This is a genomic window from Sphingobacterium tabacisoli (genome assembly GCF_017908035.1).
In the GTDB taxonomy this organism is placed as follows: domain Bacteria; phylum Bacteroidota; class Bacteroidia; order Sphingobacteriales; family Sphingobacteriaceae; genus Sphingobacterium; species Sphingobacterium tabacisoli.
In genome coordinates this window covers 613,968-634,895 of record NZ_JAEQMU010000002.1, presented here as the reverse complement: position 1 = coordinate 634,895, position 20,928 = coordinate 613,968, and the positions used below count along the sequence as shown (strand labels likewise).

General features: G+C 39.4%; 14 protein-coding genes. 1 reads left to right on the top strand and 13 read right to left on the bottom strand.

Going from position 1 to position 20,928, the window contains the following annotated elements:
- Nucleotides 1-21: 21 nt before the first annotated feature.
- Entirely contained in the window at nucleotides 22-1,359 is a 1,338-nt protein-coding gene (locus JKG64_RS13625; RefSeq protein ID WP_210354856.1) for an MFS transporter, read from the top strand.
- A gap of 16 nt (nucleotides 1,360-1,375) precedes the next feature.
- On the opposite strand, the gene JKG64_RS13620 is transcribed toward JKG64_RS13625, so the two are convergent.
- The 13 genes from JKG64_RS13620 to JKG64_RS13560 form a co-directional block, all read right to left on the bottom strand.
- Nucleotides 1,376-3,013, bottom strand: a complete 1,638-nt coding sequence (locus tag JKG64_RS13620) for a DUF6377 domain-containing protein (protein WP_210354855.1) — start codon at nucleotides 3,011-3,013, stop codon at nucleotides 1,376-1,378.
- Between the two features lie 161 nt (nucleotides 3,014-3,174).
- Nucleotides 3,175-3,552, bottom strand: coding sequence for a hypothetical protein (locus JKG64_RS13615; RefSeq protein WP_210354854.1), 378 nt, complete (start codon nucleotides 3,550-3,552; stop codon nucleotides 3,175-3,177).
- A 112-nt stretch (nucleotides 3,553-3,664) separates the two neighbouring features.
- Nucleotides 3,665-4,978, bottom strand: coding sequence for a PKD-like family lipoprotein (locus JKG64_RS13610; RefSeq protein ID WP_210354853.1), 1,314 nt, complete (start codon nucleotides 4,976-4,978; stop codon nucleotides 3,665-3,667).
- 12 nt (nucleotides 4,979-4,990) lie between these two features.
- Nucleotides 4,991-5,713, bottom strand: coding sequence for a DUF4843 domain-containing protein (locus tag JKG64_RS13605; RefSeq protein ID WP_210354852.1), 723 nt, complete (start codon nucleotides 5,711-5,713; stop codon nucleotides 4,991-4,993).
- Nucleotides 5,714-5,730: 17 nt separating this feature from the next.
- Nucleotides 5,731-7,143, bottom strand: a complete 1,413-nt coding sequence (locus JKG64_RS13600) for a RagB/SusD family nutrient uptake outer membrane protein (RefSeq protein ID WP_210354851.1) — start codon at nucleotides 7,141-7,143, stop codon at nucleotides 5,731-5,733.
- Between the two features lie 13 nt (nucleotides 7,144-7,156).
- The gene (locus JKG64_RS13595) at nucleotides 7,157-8,803 is read right to left on the bottom strand and encodes a SusC/RagA family TonB-linked outer membrane protein (protein ID WP_210354850.1); all 1,647 of its coding nucleotides are present in this window, start codon (nucleotides 8,801-8,803) and stop codon (nucleotides 7,157-7,159) included.
- Nucleotides 8,804-10,486: 1,683 nt separating this feature from the next.
- Entirely contained in the window at nucleotides 10,487-11,092 is a 606-nt protein-coding gene (locus tag JKG64_RS13590; protein ID WP_210354849.1) for a HEAT repeat domain-containing protein, read from the bottom strand.
- Between the two features lie 146 nt (nucleotides 11,093-11,238).
- Entirely contained in the window at nucleotides 11,239-12,150 is a 912-nt protein-coding gene (locus JKG64_RS13585) for a S1 family peptidase (RefSeq protein WP_210354848.1), read from the bottom strand.
- Between the two features lie 76 nt (nucleotides 12,151-12,226).
- Nucleotides 12,227-13,318, bottom strand: coding sequence for a thioredoxin family protein (locus tag JKG64_RS13580; protein ID WP_210354847.1), 1,092 nt, complete (start codon nucleotides 13,316-13,318; stop codon nucleotides 12,227-12,229).
- 12 nt (nucleotides 13,319-13,330) lie between these two features.
- Nucleotides 13,331-14,677, bottom strand: coding sequence for a TlpA family protein disulfide reductase (locus JKG64_RS13575; RefSeq protein ID WP_210354846.1), 1,347 nt, complete (start codon nucleotides 14,675-14,677; stop codon nucleotides 13,331-13,333).
- A gap of 54 nt (nucleotides 14,678-14,731) precedes the next feature.
- Nucleotides 14,732-15,652 (bottom strand): hypothetical protein, encoded by a 921-nt coding sequence (locus JKG64_RS13570; protein WP_210354845.1) that lies wholly within the window; start codon nucleotides 15,650-15,652, stop codon nucleotides 14,732-14,734.
- Nucleotides 15,653-15,661: 9 nt separating this feature from the next.
- Nucleotides 15,662-17,248, bottom strand: a complete 1,587-nt coding sequence (locus tag JKG64_RS13565; protein WP_210354844.1) for a RagB/SusD family nutrient uptake outer membrane protein — start codon at nucleotides 17,246-17,248, stop codon at nucleotides 15,662-15,664.
- A 12-nt stretch (nucleotides 17,249-17,260) separates the two neighbouring features.
- Nucleotides 17,261-20,923 carry a SusC/RagA family TonB-linked outer membrane protein gene (locus tag JKG64_RS13560; protein WP_210354843.1) on the bottom strand — a complete coding sequence of 1,221 codons (3,663 nt, stop codon included), beginning with the start codon at nucleotides 20,921-20,923 and terminating at the stop codon, nucleotides 17,261-17,263.
- Between the last annotated feature and the right edge of the window lie 5 nt (nucleotides 20,924-20,928).

Here is a 20,928-nt window from a genome sequence, read left to right as displayed (position 1 = left end):
CCTTTCAACGCAATAAAAGCTATGGCCTCCCCTTTACAAAAACCGCGTCTTAACACCTATCAGCTATTCAATATGAGTGTCGGCTTTTTAGGTATTCAATTTGGTTTAGCATTGCAAAACAGCAATGCATCTCGTATTTTACAAACCTTTGGTGCAGATGTTGAACATCTTTCACTGTTTTGGCTTGCTGCGCCCATTACCGGGATGATAATTCAACCCATCATTGGTCATTACAGTGACCGCACTTGGACAAGATTAGGAAGACGTCGGCCCTATTTTCTAGTAGGAGCACTGATTGCCGCCTGTACATTAGTCGTTATGCCCCATGCAGGAATGTTTTCCACATTTCTATCACCGATGTTAATCGGTGCGGGCATGCTGATGATACTTGATGCTTCCATTAATGTAGCTATGGAACCTTTCAGAGCCTTAGTAGCGGACAAGCTCCCATTGGAGCAGCGCAGCGCAGGCTTTTCTATGCAGTCATTTCTCATAGGCGTAGGTGCTGTGATTGGATCATTTCTCCCATTTCTATTAGCAGAATATGTAGGCTTTTCTAAAACCGCTTCTCCAGGCGTAGTACCTGACAACGTAGTTTATTCATTTTATTTTGGAGCCTTTATATTAGTAATAACGATTTTATGGACCGTATTCAGCACCAAAGAATACACGCCAGAAGAGTTATTAAAGTATAATAGTGAGCCTATTGCACATGAAAACCGAGGACTCAGCAGTATATTCTTCGATTTTTTAAAAATGCCTCAAACCATGAAAGAATTAGGCATTGTTCAATTTTTCTCTTGGTTTGCATTATTTTCTATGTGGGTATTTTTTACGCCGGCAATAGCTCAACATGTCTACAAAGTGATGCCACATGATACTAGCTCTGTAAGCTACGCTAATGCAGGCAATTGGACTGGAATTCTATTTGGCGTGTACAATGCCGTTGCTGCTATTTTTGCATTATTCTTACCTAGCATTGTCAAAAAAACAAGTATTAAATGGACACATGCTACCTGTTTAATAGCGGGCGGTATCGGACTATTATCCGTATACTTCATTCAAGATCCAAATTTACTTATCCTTCCTATGATAGGCGTTGGTTTAGCATGGGGAAGTATCTTATCCCTTCCCTACGCCATGCTATCGGCAACCATACCTCCCTATAAAATGGGCGTTTATATTGGATTATTTAATTTTTTCATTACCATACCTCAGATACTAAACGGCTTTTTGGGCGGTTGGATCATTGCTCATGTATTTGATGGGCAAGCCATTTTCGCACTCGTTATAGCAGGAATTACCATGTTATTTGCTGCAGTATCTGTTAGTTTCATTAAAAACCAATCCAATGAGTAAGAACAAACTTCAAGATTTACACGATATTCCCAATAGTCATTACCATGGATTCAAAAGTTTCCCTTGGTACACCGGCTTTGTTTCTAACTTTTGTTCTATAATTATATACCGTACTAGCAGAATATCTTAAAAAATTTGCAATGCGCGAACTATCTTGTATTCCCAACCGAATGAGTGCGAATATTCGAAGTTCGGTATTAAGCACCTCACCAGGCTTCAATACAAATTGCTCTTCTTTTAGTAATAATTTATTAAATTCATCAACAAAATCAGGATATAAATGAACAAATACTTTATCAAAATTTTTGTACAATTGCTTTAATTCCTGTTCGGCGATACTTGATGATTTCAAAAGCTTAAGTAGTTCATCCGTCTTTCCGTTAGTAGCCTTTTTATGCAGATTTTTTCTATAATCTTCAAGCTTAATGATGTAAGATGAGCATAGGTCTAAAAAATTACCGATATATTCTTCCTTAATACGATTAGATTCAGCTAATTTTTCATTTACGGTCTGTACTTCCGAATTAGCGATCTGTAATGTTTCATTTAGTTCTTTTAATAAAGAATTTGCATGGTGCAATTCCATTTTACTTTTTGCTATTCTATTCATCTGCCGGATAATATAAAATACGGCAAAAAAAAGTCCGACAGAAAGCATACTGATCAATATTAAATAAGTAAACAGTTGTCTCCATTGGATTTCCGACTTTTCCTGATAGGCAGAATCAATAATGGGATAAAGTCTAGAAATCTCAAGCGTCCTGAGAGGAGCATTACAATAAATTGCATCCTCCATGGATTGCTTGCTATAGCGATAAGACCTATCTATATCCTTAGTTTCAAACAACGCTATAGCCAATGACTGCAGCGAGGTATTTTCTCTAATTGCATTTTTAATATCAGCAATAGCCGATAAACAGAAATAATGCTTTTGTTTATCCAGATTTGCTTCATCTTTATATAGGTTCCCAATTGCGGAAGTAATAATAGCATATTCGTGTGTATTAACTTTCACATTTTTTATAACGGATAATAGAATATGTTTGGCGATAGAAGTTTTACCCTGAAGTCTTAGCTTTTCTGCTAGCACCGTCTTATATTGATTAGACGAAGTATCTAAAGTACCCAATAAAGAATCCCTATATTCTTCGCTCCATTTTTGATATACGGGATTGCTGGGATGTTGAGCAGTGTAAGCCGAATATAACTTTTTCTTTGCCTCGTAATAACCCGACTTTAACCATTCTGCTAAATTTGAATGATACATCAGGTCCAATAATTCGTTAGATTCAATATATCGACCAGATATGGTATAAAGATTAGAAAGTAGAAGTCTACATTCATTCACATAATCCAGGCCTAATAATTTAGCCAGTTTTGCATTCTCTTCTACATAATTTATAGCAGAATCAATTTGTAGTGTCCTAAATTCCTCAAAGATTGCTTTATTGATCGTATATACTTGTAGGGTAGATAGATTTTTTTCAGAGAAACGTAATTTTATATTTTCAATACGCCTCTCTTTTTCCTGTATATAGGTTGGACTTATTTTAAGCTCTTTATCCAATTCATTCAGCAAGACAGATTCATCTTGAGCAGAAACATGCAAAGCGAGGTGCTGGAAAAATAGAAAAATCAGTAAATATTTTCTCATAATTTATTAGGGTCTTCAGTATCTAATTTTAATTACATCCTGTAAGGAATAGCCAATCAATAGAACCATTGGCAAATTAACAATAATCAAGAATAAAAAAAAACGTTTCCAAGACTCAAAATCACGCCAACAAACCCTGCATAAAAATCACAAACAATTGATTACCATTTTTTTTTCGCATTTCTCCCAACCCTTTCAAAAATCAATTTCTGCACAGCAATCATCAAAATAAGCCCTACGTATATATCGGAATTCCAAGTACCATACCTCACAGCAGAACTAAAGGAATGCACTTTATGCAACAAGTGTATAGATACATAGTTGAAAATTATAAATAGGATTTCCTTAGAACATATTTCAGAAATCGCGAGTTTATCATAATTGTCCGTAATGTACTGACAAATATCTTGAATACGTTCTGATACATTCCGCGTTATTACAATTATCTCCTCATTGAAAGCTAATTTCCGATTGGACTTAGGTATAACCTCTCCCTCTAACAACTGTAGAAAATTGTACAACCGCTTCATAACGTTCATTAACAAAAATTAATAATACATTACTTATAATAACTTAGAGGGACTGTGTTAATCCCTAAATCAAATCCAAACGCTAGAATCTATTGTCTTAAAGCTAATAAATGAAAAGGCTTTATAAAGTTCCGGCACCAATTGATTTATTTGGCCTTTTGTACATTTGTAAATCCGCAATCTCTGTTCCTTCGGGGAAAGCATAAATTTCTTTTGCAGCACCGGTACCTGCTTCTACACGGTAAATCTTATTTCCATCGGCTATAAAACCGATCAGGGACTCAGAAGAAGCAGCAAAAGCCATAATATTATTCAAACTTGCAATTCCTTGAATAGGGTATGCATCTATTCTGGATATATTATCCCCACTAAAGTTTATGGTGTAAATATATTTTTTATTAGTATCGCTAGTAATTACTACTTGCCGGGTCGAACTGTTGTAATCTGCAAACATGAAAGTGGTCCCTATATTGGAAAGCTTGAAAGGCGTACTTCCTGTCGTAGTTGTAGAAGGATAACCTAGCTCACGCTGTCCAAATCCAATAGTTACAAATCGCTTATTTTTGTTATCGTAGTAATGTGTAGACATTCCACCGACATTTTGGAAAGCAAAGGGAAACATCTCATAATCGCCTTCTATTCTTTCTGAAAAAGTGGTGAGGAAATCGGATGACATTATAGGTCCAATATTAGCCCTTAATTCTTTATTAACGACCATTAACTGATCATAATTAAAGTGACAAACAACATAATTGGATTTACCTTGTACGCCCGACAGTTGGGTAAAAAAAGCATTTTGAGAAACTTTTTCATACAAAGTGTTGGCATCAAATACCGAAACACCTTTATTGGTAAAATAAAAAACATTCGCATACTGGACCGAGGAAGATTCAACTGAAACTATGGACTGTAATGCTTTCTCTGGGTAGGATTTTTCATTTATGGTCTCCAGTGTATTAAACATTAAGTCTCCATCATCCCTGATAAATGAAAGTTGCCCCTTTCCTGCTTTATTATTGGCAATGAACCAGCCCTCATAAAAATTTCCGTTTACATTTAGATTGTACAGCTTTACATCTTTAACACCAGTAGATTCATCTTTCACGCTGAACGTTAGATAATACTTTCCAGGTAACTGATCAACCTTAATTTGCAAATTTGAATCTCGGGAAATTACCCTCGGTGTACTGCTAGAAGAGTTTTCGAAAACAGTCCATTCATAAGAATAATTGACAGAGGACTTAAGCCCCGTAAAGGTAGGCCCTATTTTTAATGTGTCTAGACGTATGATATTTATTGTTGTGTCCATTGGATAGGTAATGGAAAAATAAGATACATCATCTCTGCTAAACTGTTGATCAAAACTTTTATTGCACCCTACTATCATCAAAATCGTTATCAATAGTAGATTATACTTTATTATATTTCTTATCATTATACGGCCTTTTTAAAACTCCACACGGTTATTATTTTCATCGATAAGAAAGCCATGTTCTGCTTCGTAATCGGCTAAGGCTTTACGGAGACGTAAACCCATATTATAAAGATCTCCTCTGGACAGCTTTGAAAGATCTTTAATCTCATAAACTTTCTGCATAAACTGAAACTTAACTCTAGAGTACTCACCCACGTCACCATAATACTGAAAGTCAACCCAATAATGCGGCTCGGTATAAAAGTTGTTAATATGAATCTTATAAGTGCCTAAACTTTTATCCATCGTATTATTTACCTGACCGAATGATAGCCCCAATGCCGCTCTACTAAAAAATTCATTTTCTTTGACAGCAACAAGCAATGTTAGTTGCTGCCGTTCAATTCTCTCTGTATTTAGCAATATTACGGGATATAACAGAAAAGAACTATCTGCTTTCAACACGACCTCAGGCAATACAAAATCTGTATTTTCGATAGCCGTACTTTGGTTAAGGGCTTCCAACTGCACTTTTCGGTCTACAGATTTGGGAGCGCCTTGCAATCTCAGTTTTAAAAAAAAAGTATCTCTACCTGTTAAACTTTCTGAAAAAACAAAGGAAAAAACAGTACTATCAGCCTCATATTCGCCAACATATAGAGCGATAGCTTCTTTTCCTTGATAAGTGGATAGTGTATCCTTTTGACAGGAAAATAGAATGGCTAATACAGAAATTGTTACTAATATGTATTTCATAATCTTCCGTTTATTAATTAATAAGTGGGGTTATACTCCAATTCGCTATCGGGAATAGGTAAGGTATACAATGTTGGATTTACTGTCTGGCTATAGAATTTTATGTTTTTTGAGTTAAGCCGCTTATGAAAGAAAAAAAGTTGACCTTCTCCGTAAAGATCCTTTTCATATTCCTTTTGAATCTCAGCCATAAGATAGCTACGCGTCACATTTGTAATTTGTAAAGCACCACTGACATCCCTCGCAGCGCGAATCGCGGCTAGTTGAGCCAAGCCTTCTAAAGGATCGGGAGCAGTCTCCGCCAGAATAAGTCGGATTTCCGATATCCGAATTGCAGGAACCATCTGGTCTAACCGGGTAGAATCATTAGAGCCTGAAATCTGGGAGTAGGTCTGCCAATATTTGGAAGGAAATTTACTGCTTTGATCATCTTGAAACCAGTTAGAAAGCCGCTTGTCTGTCGGATTACTTTCATATATGCTATTTATATCAGCAGTGCTACGTGTAAGACTAAAAACGGAATTTCCTGAAAACCTGAAGTACTGATTGACCCAATCATTTAGATTCTTATTCCGTAATGTGAAAATAAGCTCTCCTTTTAATAGCCTATTTTTCTGATTATCTGCTTTGGTAAGTTCTGATGCTGGCAGCAGTGGGTATATTCCCGATTCGACAAGTTGTTTGGCAACGCTATAAGCATCTGTATTGCGCCCCGCATAAAGCAATATCCTAGCTTCTAAAGCCTTAGTCGCATAATAATTCATCTTGATCTGCCGATTGACCGAATTCTGCAGAACAGGATCAGAAACTTTTAGTAAGTTTTGACCTTCCTTTAAATCAGCTAGTGCCTTTTCCAGCACTTCTCTTGTCGTATGTGGACTTCGACCAAATTGATCAAATGTGATACGGTACGGAATAGATGCTTCATCTGCCCCTAATATCATCGACTTTCCGAACAAACGAACTAAATCAAAATGTATAAAAGCTCTTAGCGCTAACGCTTCACCACGTACTCGATTATAAACATTGTCATTAAGCACTGCTTTATTCGTTTCTGTATGTAGAATAATGTTATTTAAAGCGGCAATAACTTTGTAAGCCGAACGCCAGATATCGATTGAAATATTGCGGTATATATCCGAAGTATAATTATACTGAGCCATACCATACAAGGGATTATTAGAACTGGTTGTATTATAGTTTTGCCCAAGAGCTGAAACAAAGCCCATAGTCAAGTTATCACCATATAACGCTTTAGAAGCTAAATTGGCATATACCGCTGCTAAAGCTTGTTCAAATCCAGTTTGAGAACTAAAAATTTCATCTTCACGAAGTGTTGATTTAGGTGCTACATCCAAATAATTATTGCAACTCGCAAAGCTCAACAGCAACGCAATCTTTAATAAAATAATATAGATTGTTGTTTTCATATTCATTTATTATTTATAAACCTAATCGTAATGAAAGTGCAAAAGACCTGTAAAAAGGATTGGATGTACCCCGTTCAATATCAATTGAACTCCACTGAAACAGATCATTAGTGACAGCAGAAAGTTGGAAACTACGCATACCTAATCTCTTTACGAAAGGTGATTTATAGAAATTATAGCCTATGGATAGTGTGCTTAATGTTAAGAGATTATTGTCTTGGACAAATCTGGAAGTTGCTCGCGTAGGAGTAGTATTAAGTCCTATTCTGGTAAATTGGCTCAGATCGCCAGGATGTACCCACCCCAGATCATAGGCTCTTCGATCAACATTGTACCGTGGATTTACATCCTGTACGTTATTTACTAACGTTTGGTTGTACAACTGGCCACCAAATTGATAGTTTAATATTACACCGATTTCTATCCCTCTATACAATAAATTGGAACCGAAATTTCCATTCCACGTAGGGCGTGCTATACCATAAGCTATTTTATCCGAAGCGTCCCACGTAAACGATTCCTGACCATCCTTCGTTCTAAAAATTTCTGAGCCTGTCGTAGGATCTACGCCTACAGAAGGAACAACATATATAGCATGCTGCGACATTCCTTCATGGAGAAGAATATTAGGAACAACCTGCCTCTCATTATTTTTATCTAAAGTTTCATTTGTGGCCTTCAACCTATTAGCAAGAGCTAACAGTCGATCTTTATTAGTTGCTCCATTTACAAAAACAGACCACATATTACCCCGCTTTCTGTCATCAATAAGTTTATACCTGATGTTGTATTCAAACCCCACATTCTCAACCTTACCTAAGTTTTCCGCAAACTGAGAAAACCCTGTGGAAGGAGCCAATGTGAGTTGAGTGACAGCATCTCGTGTAATAGAACGATACCAATCCAACCGCAAATCAAGTCTATGGTTAAACAATTCTATATCTGCTCCTATATTAAATTTATAAACTTGCTGCCAGGTGAGCATTCTATTTCCGAGGTTATTAAGATCTGCTCCTAATTCATTAAAATAGGTACTACTGACACTATAAATATAACGGGTTAGTGAGCTATACGCAGGGATATTTAATGACCCAGTGGTTCCATAGCTTGAACGTAACTTAAAGCGATTTATATCTTCAATGTTTTTAAGAAATCTTTCGTTATGTAAATTCCATCCTAAACCAGCTGACCAAAATGTACCAAAGCGCTTATCCGAACCAAACTGTGAAGAACCGTCCCGTTTGATGGATAGATCTGCGAGAAAACGATTATCATAACTATAGTTACCACTATATAGATAGCCTATCCTTCGAATGGTACTCTCATCCCCTGTAGGCCTCCCATTTGCCTGATACTGCGCAGCAAATAACAGGTTATCTAGGCGGTCAAAAGGAAATCCTTCAGCAACTAATGAATAATACGAGTCATTTGTTGACGCGATATTAAAGGCTGCATTAGAATGCCATAAATGGTTACCTCTTGCTAGTGAATAATTAAATGTGGTAGTGCTTTCGTGAGAACTAGACTCGTCGTTACGCGCTGTGTAACTACCTTTTCTACTTTCATCAACTTCGTTTTCGAGCCTGCTGTGTTCGGCTGAGTAAAATTGGTCGCTGCCTCCTTTTTGCCTCGAAACACTAATTTTAGATTCGAAATACAAATTCGGCTTAATAGAATATCTAACTTGAAAATTATTCGTAACAAACAAAGCAAGAAAAGTTAACAATAATCTCCCTATTGGATGAGATGAACTATAGAAACGAAGTATTGCAACTTATGGAGAATGAACAGGAGAAATCTATTCATAAAGCAGCTAAGAGCATCGGAAAGAAGTTTATATCCTCTGTAGAAAAATAGTCAGTATTACCTGCATGAACTGACTTCGTTAATCAATTAGTATTACTTTTGGGATTATGCCTGAAAAAATGGCCAATAAGAAATCTAAATACACTATTACATTTCCTGCTTTTTCGTCTGAAAAGATTCTGCTTTTAGAACAGCTCAGAAAAAAACGTGGCCTATCCGCATATGAGATTTCCTTTATGCTGGGCAAGCATGATTTCTTTATCCGTGATGCAGAAAACCCACTAAAAACGACACTGATCGACAGCGAAGATAGTTGTCACTTGATGAAGGTGTTTCGCGTACCCATTGACGATATCACACCTCCAAATATGCCGGTGGATGACTATCAAATGATAGTGACTAAAGAAAAAGCAGAAAAGAAAAAAGACAGGTTTCTAATTGATATCCAAAATCCCATCCCCGCTTTAAGCAGACCCATAGTGTTCGTTGAAGAAGAAAAACATGTTGAATTACCTACTAGTCTTGAATTAGAAGACGAACAGACTTTGCGGGATTTTATTTTCACCCTATATCGTGAAGGCTTTTTCAATAATACAAAAACTGCACTAGAAATATTTGATGTATGTCGGGAAGAGGAAAATTTTGGAGCAAACTTTCATCCTCGTTACATGGTTCGAGCCCTCGATTATTATACGAACAGGAAGTCAGGAAATCCTATTCTAGACAACAGCCGTACTAATTTCTTTTCAAGAAGATTATTCTTTAAACCCTTGGACTTTGAAATCTCGGAATCATCAGGCCCTATTTCTAAAGTAGCAATTGATAAGGGTTTCACCTCCTTTAGAAAAGCAGCAGAATGGGTTTCCAAACTAGATTATAGGCGTAATATTGATAAAGATAATGTACTATGCGTTTTCGATGAGCAGTGCGGCACCTGCAGTACTAAGCACGCGTTATTGAAACGTCTAGCAGATGAAAACGGCAACACAGAACTTCAATTGATGCTTGGTATATTCGCTATGAATGCTAAGAATACACCAGCCATAAAAGACATTCTTAAAAAATATAAGCTTCAGTACATTCCGGAGCCTCATAATTACCTTCGGGCTTATAATTATATTTTAGACTGTACGGGTATTGGCATTAATGAGACCAAATTTGAACTGGACATAATTCAAGAGCTCGAAATCCAACCCGATCAGAATACCGACTTTAAGGTCAAGTACCACAGGGATTTTATGGACAATTGGATTGAAGAAAATAAAATCCCCTACTCCCTCGATGAGCTATGGAATATACGGGAGGAGTGTATAAAAGCTATTGTACTATCTAGGCTCGAGCTTAAAACAGAACGATTAATGCTTCGTCCGTTCAGAAAAGAAGACGGTGCAGCTATGTATGAATTGAATGACGACCCAGAAGTGTTGCAGTATACTGGTGATACACAGTTTGCCGATGTGGCAGTTACCGAGCGTTTTTTGGAGAACTACACTCAATATGAAGAATACGGTGTAGTATCTATATGCTCTTGTAATGGTCAATGCTTTGCGAGCACATACTTGTGCGTAAATGCAATTCGTGTATCTTTCAAATTCCACCCAGACACCTCCCTATCAATGAGTTGCATATACCTTTTACTTATATCACGCAATGCATTGCCTACAGATTTACGGAGGTACTCACTGTCGCTCGCTTTATGTTGACTTATCAATTGTATGGCAACTTTTGGATTGGTCCTAAAATATGGGCGTGAGGTCCAGATACGTAATCCTTCTGTCACCGCCCTGCAGACATTGGGATGTTCATCCTGAAGCCAGAACTCGATTTTAGGTAGGGCCTTCTCGTAGCCGATATCCTTACAATACTGATCAAATGCTTTTGCAACAATTTCCTGTACCTGCCAACTTTGGTCGGATCGAGCAGTGTCTCTCAATACAGATAGCACTGTGGCATCTTTGCATGCAATAAATCCTAAAACAAACACGCCACAGGCTCGAACCTGGTAAAGATCATGCTGAAGCAGATGTAAAGCTTTTTCTTTCGCATCAAACACATCCTGCCGTTCGACTATTTTTAGCGCTTCAATCTCAAAAGTTTTAAAACCATGCTTCACGGCGGCCAAAGCCGTAATACTTACATCCATATATTTAAGTCTCTCGTGTAAATGCAAAATACATCTTTTTAGCGAGATCTCCGTTTTAAATTAAATGCAAAAAATCCGCTACTGATCTTAAAAAACTGTAGCGGACATTCATCATACAATGATGGATTCTTTACGGCTATAACTTCTTATTTCTCTGGATTAACAATCAACTGTCGCAGTGACTCTACCGGTATCGTATTCTTGATAACCATCTGGACACTGGGATTCATGTCGCTATGCATAAGAGTGCGGGTGTTGGATACTGTTCCTACAATATTACCATACTGATCCATAACAGGGCCACCACTAGAACCCGTTGCATAATCGGCCGAGATTGCCATCACGTTTCTTTTGAAACTGTCATTTGGGGCCCCCGCTTCATCAATATACTTATGATTGACATACCCCTGCGAGAAGAAATAATGCATCCCTTTGGGGTGTCCCATTACATATACCTGATCACCGACTTGAGCCTTTTCTGCTAAAGGAAGAGCAGTGAATGTATCCCCTCCCCCAGTTTCCAGTTCTAAAATAGCTAAATCATCGCGTTTAGAAGCTGTCAGTATAGATTTCACTGCATACATGCGACCATTGGATGCTCGGACCATAAATCCTACGGGTTTATTGCCATCTGTCATAAATGCATAGCTTGCAACTACATGGTAATTGGTGACAACAATTCCCTTCGCGTCGACAACGTATCCAGAGGATGTGCTGATGTGTGTATTGGAACAACGCGGACAAAGGTAAGCGGTCGCAACAATGACAGTTGAGGACTTTGCCCGTTCAAATAATTCCCGCGAAGTAAGCATCTTTCTAGATGGCTTTGGCAAATTTAAATCTATCCGTACCGAATGCGAATTTAACACCTGCTGTGCTTTCTCCATAGAAATGGTTTTTGTCCGTACGACCAAGGAGTCGGCTGCTTTTTCGACTGCTCTCAAAAAAGCGACGTCATCGTTAAACTCCTGGGCTTCCAGAAAAAAAAACTGAAAGAAACTGACTACCACAAGTACTATACGACTTATCGCAAAAACTGTCTTATTTTTAAACTTCATTTTGAATTATTAAAACGGCGCATTACTTCCAATTCTAGCTAGTTATATTTCGAAGTGAAGTAATGCGCATATTATATTATTTTAAGTTTTCAGTTAATTTGATGTATTGCTTGGCTTCCTTTTCCAGGGCGGCAGCAACAAATCCAAAATATTCTTTAATAGCTACTTTTTGGGCTTCAGTAGCATTGGCAGCTTGCCTCATAAGAATGCCATCCAAAATATTTTTAAATGGATCATTGGACGGCAAGTTCCACATATAACGTCGGTAGTAATCAACCATACCATCTATATCATTATTAACAACATATAATGCGACCCTACACATGTGACTTTCTGGCCTATCTTTTGGTAATTTTAGCAGACCAATTGTATAGGCGACCTCTTCTACTTCAGCAGGCGTATAATAAATATTGTATCGCGCTCCGGTTCCGCTCGCAATCTGGTACATATCCTTACGCACTTTGTCAAAGAGAATTTTGTTGATCACCTCTGTACCCATGGCGTGATCCATCTTATCCTTATCCATCATAAGCTTTCTGAAAAATGGACTACCAAATTTCACAGTCCCTAGAGCTAGCTCAAGATAAGCATTACTGAAGCGCTCAAAGTCCTGAGCTACGTTATACACTTCATCTAATACGGGAGAGGGATCTTGCGCATTCTGATATAAAGCTAACGCATAAGGCATAGCTGTGGCCATACTCTTCTTTTCTTCGTAAGCAGCTTTCAGTCCTGGAAGCGAGTTTTTCGGATCTAACGCAGTTTCAACTTTCTTAATAAATTCTTCAGCAGTCGCTTTACCTACCACTCTATTGATCTCCTGCCCCTGCGCATTCAATATCAAAAAGGTGGGATAAGCCGTCACATTGTATTTTTTACCTATTTCTTTACCTTCTCCCTTTTCCATATCAAACTTTACGGATACAAATTTGGGATTGAAATAATCGCCTGCAACCTGCTTTGGAAACTCCATTTGCGCCATCTCTACACAGGGTATACACCAAGTAGTGTAACAGTCTACCAGTATCAATTTAGGCTCTGCTGGATTACTTGCTTTAGAAATAGCTTGATCCAAACTTAGGGGCTCAAAATTAATTCCTTGTGCCAAAAGCAACTGACCGTGTAATGTAGTAACAGTCAAAAAAAATAAGATTACGATTTTCTTCATATTAATTCGTGATTATAGCTTAGAAGCAATTAATTCTTTCAATTTCGGATCGGAAGGTCTCGGCGCATCGAAGTTTACCGTCTTTCCGTTTTTATCAAATAAGATAAAACGTGGTACGCCGATCAATTGGTAGTCTTGTACAATTGGACCTTGGTTGTTTGAAAATAGATGTAAACCACCCAAATTCTTACTTTTCACCATCTCTTGCCACTTTGCTTTATCGGTATCAATAGAAAGGCTAATGAACACGACGTCTTTGCCTTCAAAATCTTTTTCTAATTTCTCCAAAGCAGGTTGCTCTGCTAGACATGGTTTACACCAGGTAGCCCATACGTCTATCAGCACAACTTTTCCAAGGTGGTCGGATAGTTTCCTCACTTTACCATCCATGTCCGGGTAAGCAAAATCGATCCAGTCGCCTCCCGGAACGCGTGCTTTCGCCCTTGCCTCTAGAATTTCCAGCTTAGCCTTCTGCTGATCAGTCGTCATAAATGAACGATTCTTTTGTAGAAAAGATATGATATCTTGTACGGCACCCTTTTCAGCGGCACTCAAAATATAATTGGCTTTTAAATCTTTGTCACTTATCTCGGAGACTAGTAGCTCTCCAGCCATTCCTTGCTCCGCATTGTAAATAATGTGTTTCGCAAAGCCAAAAAATTGCATATAGTTATAGGCGAAAGGCAATGCCCATAATTGAGCATCAGAAAATCTTTCGTTTTTAAACCAGTTGTGGAAGTATTGCGGAAATGCTGCTTTAGTACTAAAGCCAAAACCTGAGGCAAAGGGCATTAATAAATCAAATTTATAGCTATAAGGTAATAGATACTTCACCTCCATATCAAAAGCACTGTTACCCGTACGGACATTTTTCACGAAATCATCCACAGGTCCTGCTAGTGAATCTATCAAGGCTGCAAATCGAGCTGGGGGCAATCTATATCCTCCTTTGCTATACCCATAGTCCCTGATAGGTGCTATCAATTTGTACCAATCGGCGAAGACCTTATTCTCCTTACTCAATTTTCCCGAATACACGACACGTCCTTCTGAGGCATCTATAGTCAACTCCTCGCCTTTCCGCATGTAAACCGGATATTGTTCTTCAAAGATCCCAACATATCGGATTCCGTTTTGATCAGCAGGTGCAAGCTCGGTGTTAAAAAGCTTACTATCCTTATCGATCAAAGGTTCAGCAAGAACTAGTAAATCACCATCTTCCGGCTTAGAAATAAAGACTCGCTCCGAAGGCCGCATATTTGGAAGAAGTTTATGGAATTTCCCACTTACAAGCGCATTCTGCGCGGACAATGTCGACAAGGATGCCAACATCGCTACTAAAATTATTGATTTTTTCATGATTGGGTATTAAAGGTATAGCATATAAGTGCTATACCTGAGTAATTGTTTTTACTATAAATTGACACCTAAATCTGTTAATATTTGCTTGATGTAATCATGTTTCCGCATTATAGCCTCGTAAGAACCATACTGCGCAGAGAATTGCTCGGGGGTACTGCCAAATATCGCATCCAAATAAAGTGAGACGTCCATCCAGGTTGACATAGGCGTATAATAGGAATTACGCCCGTCTGCACCTAGAAATCCTATAGCTTGCGGAGTAGCGGTAACACCTGCTGGCAGACCTGCCACAAAAGTTGGAAGTTGAGGTATATATATATTATAAGCGTCCCGTGTAGGAACAAATCTGCGACTAACATTATAAAATTTCTCCAGCGTAGCTTCGTATTTCTCAGCCAATACGGCATTTGTGAAGATGGATCGTAAAATAGCCCCTTTATATTTTGCTTTGGTAGCGGAATCCATCGTAGCAATCTTTGAAACCTCGCCGATCAAAACGGTATTAAATCCCTTAAAGGCATAATTACCAAATGCGTTACTCCAGAAGGATTCGACCAGTAAAACACTGGGTATGTGCACTGTTGCGGGGACCAAGGGGATAACTTCTGATTTTAAAAAAGCAAGAGCGGCAGGCAGATTATTCTCATCCAGGTATTTAACATTCATGACTAATGGAGAAGCTCCAACCGCGGGCGTACTCAGCGAGTAGTTCAGGGACAGGACTTCATAATGGGTGAACGCTTTGCCAAAAACATCTATACGTTCTTGCGTCCCGATGGTATCATTGATATAGATCGGAACACCTGTTTCCTTGAAAAAAGCAAACCGAGCCTGTGTTGTAGCATCGTTGGGATCCTCCTCGACTATTAACCAGTTTTTATCGTAATCCGGAAGAATAGTTACTTCTTCCTTGCTACAAGATACCAGCCCTAAAACTAATGCCAGTATTACTAATTTTATATTGCTATTCATATCACTTCATTATAAAGGTTGTATACTACGTGCCGTACGAACAGGGTTGGTCAACGATCCGCGGTTGAACTCTATGGCGTAATTTGGAATCGGCACTTGCCAACTTGCGGCGTCCTGTCCAAAGGAATTAAGAATATAATTACCGACCGGAGTATGGGTGTTTGTCTGCGGATCATAGGTGTAAGTAGGATGCTTGATCATAAAGCTAGCGGGCAACGGATACTGGGTATTCACCGCGTAACGTCGTAAATCAAACCAGCGATGTCCCTCAAAACACAACTCGCGACGGCGCTCGGCACGAACAAAATCAATTAAACCTTCATTGAAGGATGGTAATTGACTGATACCAGCATTTCGGACACGCTTCACACGCAACTTTTGAAGTTCCTCTCTTGCCTGCGCATCTTCACCTGTCATGGTCAGTGCTTCGGCACGGTTTAATACCACCTCGGCATAACGGAAAGAGAAAGTACAAGAAACCTGAGCCACATCATCATAGGTGGTGTATGTGCGATATTTACCGGGCAACCATGATTTACTTTTGGGCGTTTGTCTAAAAAAGGCCTGCCGTCTCAAATCGTCTATCTGATAGGTTCCAATCAGATTATCAGCAACTTTGAAGGAAGAAGCACGGTTATCATTACCACTCCACTGACCCACCGAATCGGAAAGAAAAACAGCTGGAACCGTATTAGGTCCCATAGTAAATATGGTTTCGGAGGAAGCCCTGAACGTAAAATTGGTGCCGGCAACATGTTGGTTAAGGTCCTGTAAAGTGTAGCCCATATTGTCAAAGCCTACAGTCGCTTCCAGCACCTTGTCGTACTGCTCTGTATACAGGTAAACCCGACTCTGCAAAGCCCTTACAGCTGAGATGCCCACACGTATTTTTGAATCCGGATTGTAGCCTTCCAAAAGCGTAGCCGCCTCATTCAAATCTGAAATAATTTGAGCATACACCACATCATTTTTGTCCCGCTTAAAATACTTATCTTCCACTTTTTCCGAAATCTTCAATGGCACACCTTCGTCCAGACTTGCTGTACTCTTACGGTACGGAGCTCCATAAATATTCTGTAGTAGAAAATAATAGTACGCCCGTAGGAAGAATGCTTCACCACGTAGATGCCTTACCAACACGTCTTCTGGAGACTTCTGTACAAGATTGTCTGCCTGAAAAATGAGTGCATTAAGCGCGCCTATACGCTTGTATACCTTTCTCCAAAAGTTGTCTTCCCATGACATATTTAACACATTGACTGCAGGAACTTGTGCCCAGTTGTGGAACCCTGCGAGGGTCTGTTGGGGAGTAGCCTCGTTCGGATCTACCGATCCTACTAAAAACGACTCGCTATCATCGTCCATCACATGCAGCCAAGGCAATACTACGCCTACATCTGAGCTTAAGGTGCTCATGGTTGATTGGTTACTGATCGAAAGTGAAAAACTGGGAATAAATGCCTCTCCAATCATCAACTTATTGAGATCTTCGGCTGTCTCCACATAAGTCAGATCACGCGAATACTCTTCGAGAAACTTACCACAGGAAGATGTGATAAACACCAAACAAAATAAAAGTATATAACTATTTTTCATGATGTTATAGATTTAAAATGAAAGATTAATACTACCAGAATAAACAGGTCGTAGAGAAAGATTGATATTAGGAGAAGAACCTGACTGGGCCGGATCCTGTCCCTTCAATTGCTTATTGGTCCACATAAATAGATTGGTACCTGTAATACTGATATAAGCCGAGCCTAGACCAAGTCTTTTTGTTAGCTTCTCCTGTACATTGTACCGCAAAGAAGCGGATTGCAATTTTAAATGATCGGCACTGACGAGTCTCACGTCCGAATTGTCATACATATCATATACTGACCCGCCAAACGTGTAGGCGCTGGCAGGATACACATTCCACCAAGGCAAGTTGTTATTATTAGAAGTTTGTATCCCTGGAATATTGGTATAAGCTTCGTCTCCTGGTTGACGCCATCTATAGACAAATTCTTTACGCAGGTTTTGCTGGGGTGATGCAACCGTGGAGCCATAACCCGAAGCAATTTTTAGCATACGTATCTTGTTACCTAGGGAATAGGTAACATTAAATGACAGCCCGAAATTACGCCAGCCAAAGTAGTTGGAAATCCCACCCTGAATAAAGGGCTCTCTGCGACCAGATTCTGAAAGTACCTCCAGATAAACATCCTCCAACTCCATCTGTGAATACTTGGTTCTATATTCATCCGCCAACTCAGGCTCTGCTCCATAAAATATAGGCGAACCGTCCACCGGGCTCAGTCCTTTAAACTTGTAGGAATAAAATGTATTTATCGGTTTGCCCGCAAGCTGTATCGAGCCGCTCAAAAAGTCATTGTACGAAATATTGTCCTGCAATACGTTGTTTCGATTATTGATAGCGCGATTCAGCACCTTATTTAATACCTGACCGAGCTGTGGATCAAAGCGCCATACAAATCCTCTCCGGTCGGAATTCAAGCCCGTCTTATCTATAGCGGTAATACTCAAGGATACTTCTACTCCTTTATTCTCTAACGTACCACTATTGATCACGTATTTCTCTACGCCATTAATCTCTGATACTGTCTTGTCCAAGTAAGCATCTCTAGTCCGCTTATAAAAATAGCCTACAGATCCCCTTAATTTGCTGTTGAACAATGCAAACTCTAAGGCCGCATTGGACGAAGTTGTACGCTCCCAGCGTAGATCCGGATTGGGGTAATTGGCTATCGTTGCAAAGGGTGAGTTATAATATATGTTGGTATTGAGTGCTTGGCGCATCACCATATCAGCTGATTGCCCAGGTAACATGTTACCTTGCCAACCCCATGATCCCTTAAACGCAAGTTCATTAATCCAGTCCACATTCCTTACTATATCATTGTGCATATTCCATCGTCCGGAAACTGCCCAGATAGGCATAAAACTGTTGTTGGATCGTCGTCCAAATAAATTGGATTGCTCACCACGTATATGCACATTCATAATATAGCGATCATCCCACGAATAGCCGGAAGTACCGTACCAGGCGACCTCGTTGCTGAGCTGTCTATCGTAATAGCCCAAAGCTGCTTTCTCGGACATCCATTGCTGATAATACCCGGTATACGTCGTCGGGATATAATCAAAATATCCGCCCATCTCCGGGAAATACCCCCTTCGCGTAATGTTAAACCCATTGTACTCGGTCGACCGCACTTCTAGACCTGCGGATGCCGTAAGCAGGTGCTTTTTGTCTGCACCAAATCCTTTCACATAGTTGGTCTGCAGGCGTGCCGTGTAATTATTATTACGGGTGTCGATTCTTTTGAGTTCGCCTCCTATAGGGCTAAGATCATTTCTTACTGTCTGGTCACGGCGCAATTTGAAATTATAGAATGAATCTTTAGTGTAGTAAGTTTCCTGATTATTATTCGATACGCCATAGGCAAAGGTACTTTCGATATCCAGTCCGGACATGATTTTGAACTTGACTAATGCCTTTATATTGGCTGCGACTGTGTTCGTCTGATCCCCAGCATTATCCCTTTCCTTTAAGATATTATAGTCGTAAAATAATGGACTATTAAATCTGGGGTAAAAGAATAAATCACCGTTACTGTGATAGGCCGGCATCGTGCGGCTCATATTGTAGGCGTAATTCATTATACCAACATCGGCAGGTGTATAGTTTCTTTTTGAATAGTTACCTGAAAATGATATCTGTGCCGTAAATTTCTTATAGTCGGCTGTGACATTTAACACGGAGGAATAGCGCTTATTACTTTCTTTCTGTATAACACCATTTTCGTCATTATATCCCAAAGAAGCGTAGTACCGTATTTCACTAGCTCCTCCAGATAGATTGACACTATGATTCTGGGAGTAGGAATCCCGCATCAGTAAACCTAACCAATCCGTATTGATGGTACCATAATAATCACTTAAGCGCTTAAACTCGCTATAATCGATAGCACCTGCATAATAATCCTGTAATGCTTTTTCATATCCAGCCCATTCAGTAATATTATTGTACCGGATCTTGCGGTCCACCATCTCTTTGGATACATCCAAACGCTCTTGCGAATTCATCATGTAAATACTACGATCCGAATACCGCGGCCGGGTAGAAAAACTAGAAGAGCCTGCATATGATATCGTAGGTTTTCCAATCTTACCTTTTTTGGTGGTAATGACAATAACACCATTGCCTGCTCTTGCTCCATACAGTGCTGTTGCCGAAGCATCCTTGAGCACATCAATCTGTTCGATATCCTCGGGGTTTAGACCACCAATCGCATTACCCAAGAGGTTAACAAAATCCAGATCATTGATCTGCTGAGGATCGACATTGACCGGATCGGTAAGGACGATACCATCCAAAACCCATAGCGGCTCCCTAGTCCCTAACACGGTAGATGTACCACGGATTCTGAGCCTTGGCGCTGCACCAACCTGTCCAGAATTTTGCATAAAGATCATCCCCGGAACCCTTCCTTCCAACAATTTATCGACCGTATTGATACCAGCAGTTTTAATATCGTCCATCTTGAGCGTGGTTACCGCACTTGTAAGGTGTCGCTTGTCCACAGTCTGGTATCCCGTATTAACCATGACCTCGTCGATCTGGGAAGATACCATAGTCAACATGGCCGTGCGAGCCCGTTGTGCACCGGTCTCAAGCGGTGCATAACCTAAGTGATGGATGTGCAACACCGAGTTTGCAAATTCCGCAGGAATAGTAAACTTGCCGGTTATATCCGTTTTGGTGATATAATTACTACCTCGTACTCTGATCGTTACATCATTAAGAGGCAATCCACTCTCATTGGTGACACGTCCTTCTACGGGCGTACCGCCTAACGCATTGACCACAGGACGTGTGTTAGATTTTTCAAAAATGATAATTATACGCTCCTTGATCTCATAGTTAAAGGGTTGATCCTGGAATAATTTGATCAAAGCATTTGAGAGTGTCTCATTTTTTAAGGCTAAGGTAACGGGTTTTGCATTCTTCAATATCCTATCGTTATAAGAAAAATCATATTGTGTTTGCTTGCTGACCTCTTCTAAGGCATCAATAAAAGACACATTTTTGAGCGATATTGTCACTTTCTGCGCTGTGACTTTTTGAAATGCAGCAAAGGATAATAGAAAAAACACCAATAAGCATTTTTTCATCATGGCCATAAGCCTTGGTGACTCTGACCGTAGAGCCGCACGAGGCACAGCAAATCCACTGCTGCTCTTGTGCATAAGGGAATAATTCATAAATT

Coding starts and splice junctions, on each gene's coding strand:
- JKG64_RS13610 (WP_210354853.1), bottom strand. CDS start 4,978: ATGATAAGAAATATAATAAAGTATAATCTACTATTGATAACGATTTTG.
- JKG64_RS13625 (WP_210354856.1), top strand. CDS start 22: ATGGCCTCCCCTTTACAAAAACCGCGTCTTAACACCTATCAGCTATTC.
- JKG64_RS13605 (WP_210354852.1), bottom strand. CDS start 5,713: ATGAAATACATATTAGTAACAATTTCTGTATTAGCCATTCTATTTTCC.
- JKG64_RS13570 (WP_210354845.1), bottom strand. CDS start 15,652: ATGAATAGCAATATAAAATTAGTAATACTGGCATTAGTTTTAGGGCTG.
- JKG64_RS13590 (WP_210354849.1), bottom strand. CDS start 11,092: ATGGATGTAAGTATTACGGCTTTGGCCGCCGTGAAGCATGGTTTTAAA.
- JKG64_RS13600 (WP_210354851.1), bottom strand. CDS start 7,143: ATGAAAACAACAATCTATATTATTTTATTAAAGATTGCGTTGCTGTTG.
- JKG64_RS13580 (WP_210354847.1), bottom strand. CDS start 13,318: ATGAAGAAAATCGTAATCTTATTTTTTTTGACTGTTACTACATTACAC.
- JKG64_RS13575 (WP_210354846.1), bottom strand. CDS start 14,677: ATGAAAAAATCAATAATTTTAGTAGCGATGTTGGCATCCTTGTCGACA.
- JKG64_RS13565 (WP_210354844.1), bottom strand. CDS start 17,248: ATGAAAAATAGTTATATACTTTTATTTTGTTTGGTGTTTATCACATCT.
- JKG64_RS13620 (WP_210354855.1), bottom strand. CDS start 3,013: ATGAGAAAATATTTACTGATTTTTCTATTTTTCCAGCACCTCGCTTTG.
- JKG64_RS13615 (WP_210354854.1), bottom strand. CDS start 3,552: ATGAACGTTATGAAGCGGTTGTACAATTTTCTACAGTTGTTAGAGGGA.
- JKG64_RS13560 (WP_210354843.1), bottom strand. CDS start 20,923: ATGAATTATTCCCTTATGCACAAGAGCAGCAGTGGATTTGCTGTGCCT.
- JKG64_RS13585 (WP_210354848.1), bottom strand. CDS start 12,150: ATGAAGTTTAAAAATAAGACAGTTTTTGCGATAAGTCGTATAGTACTT.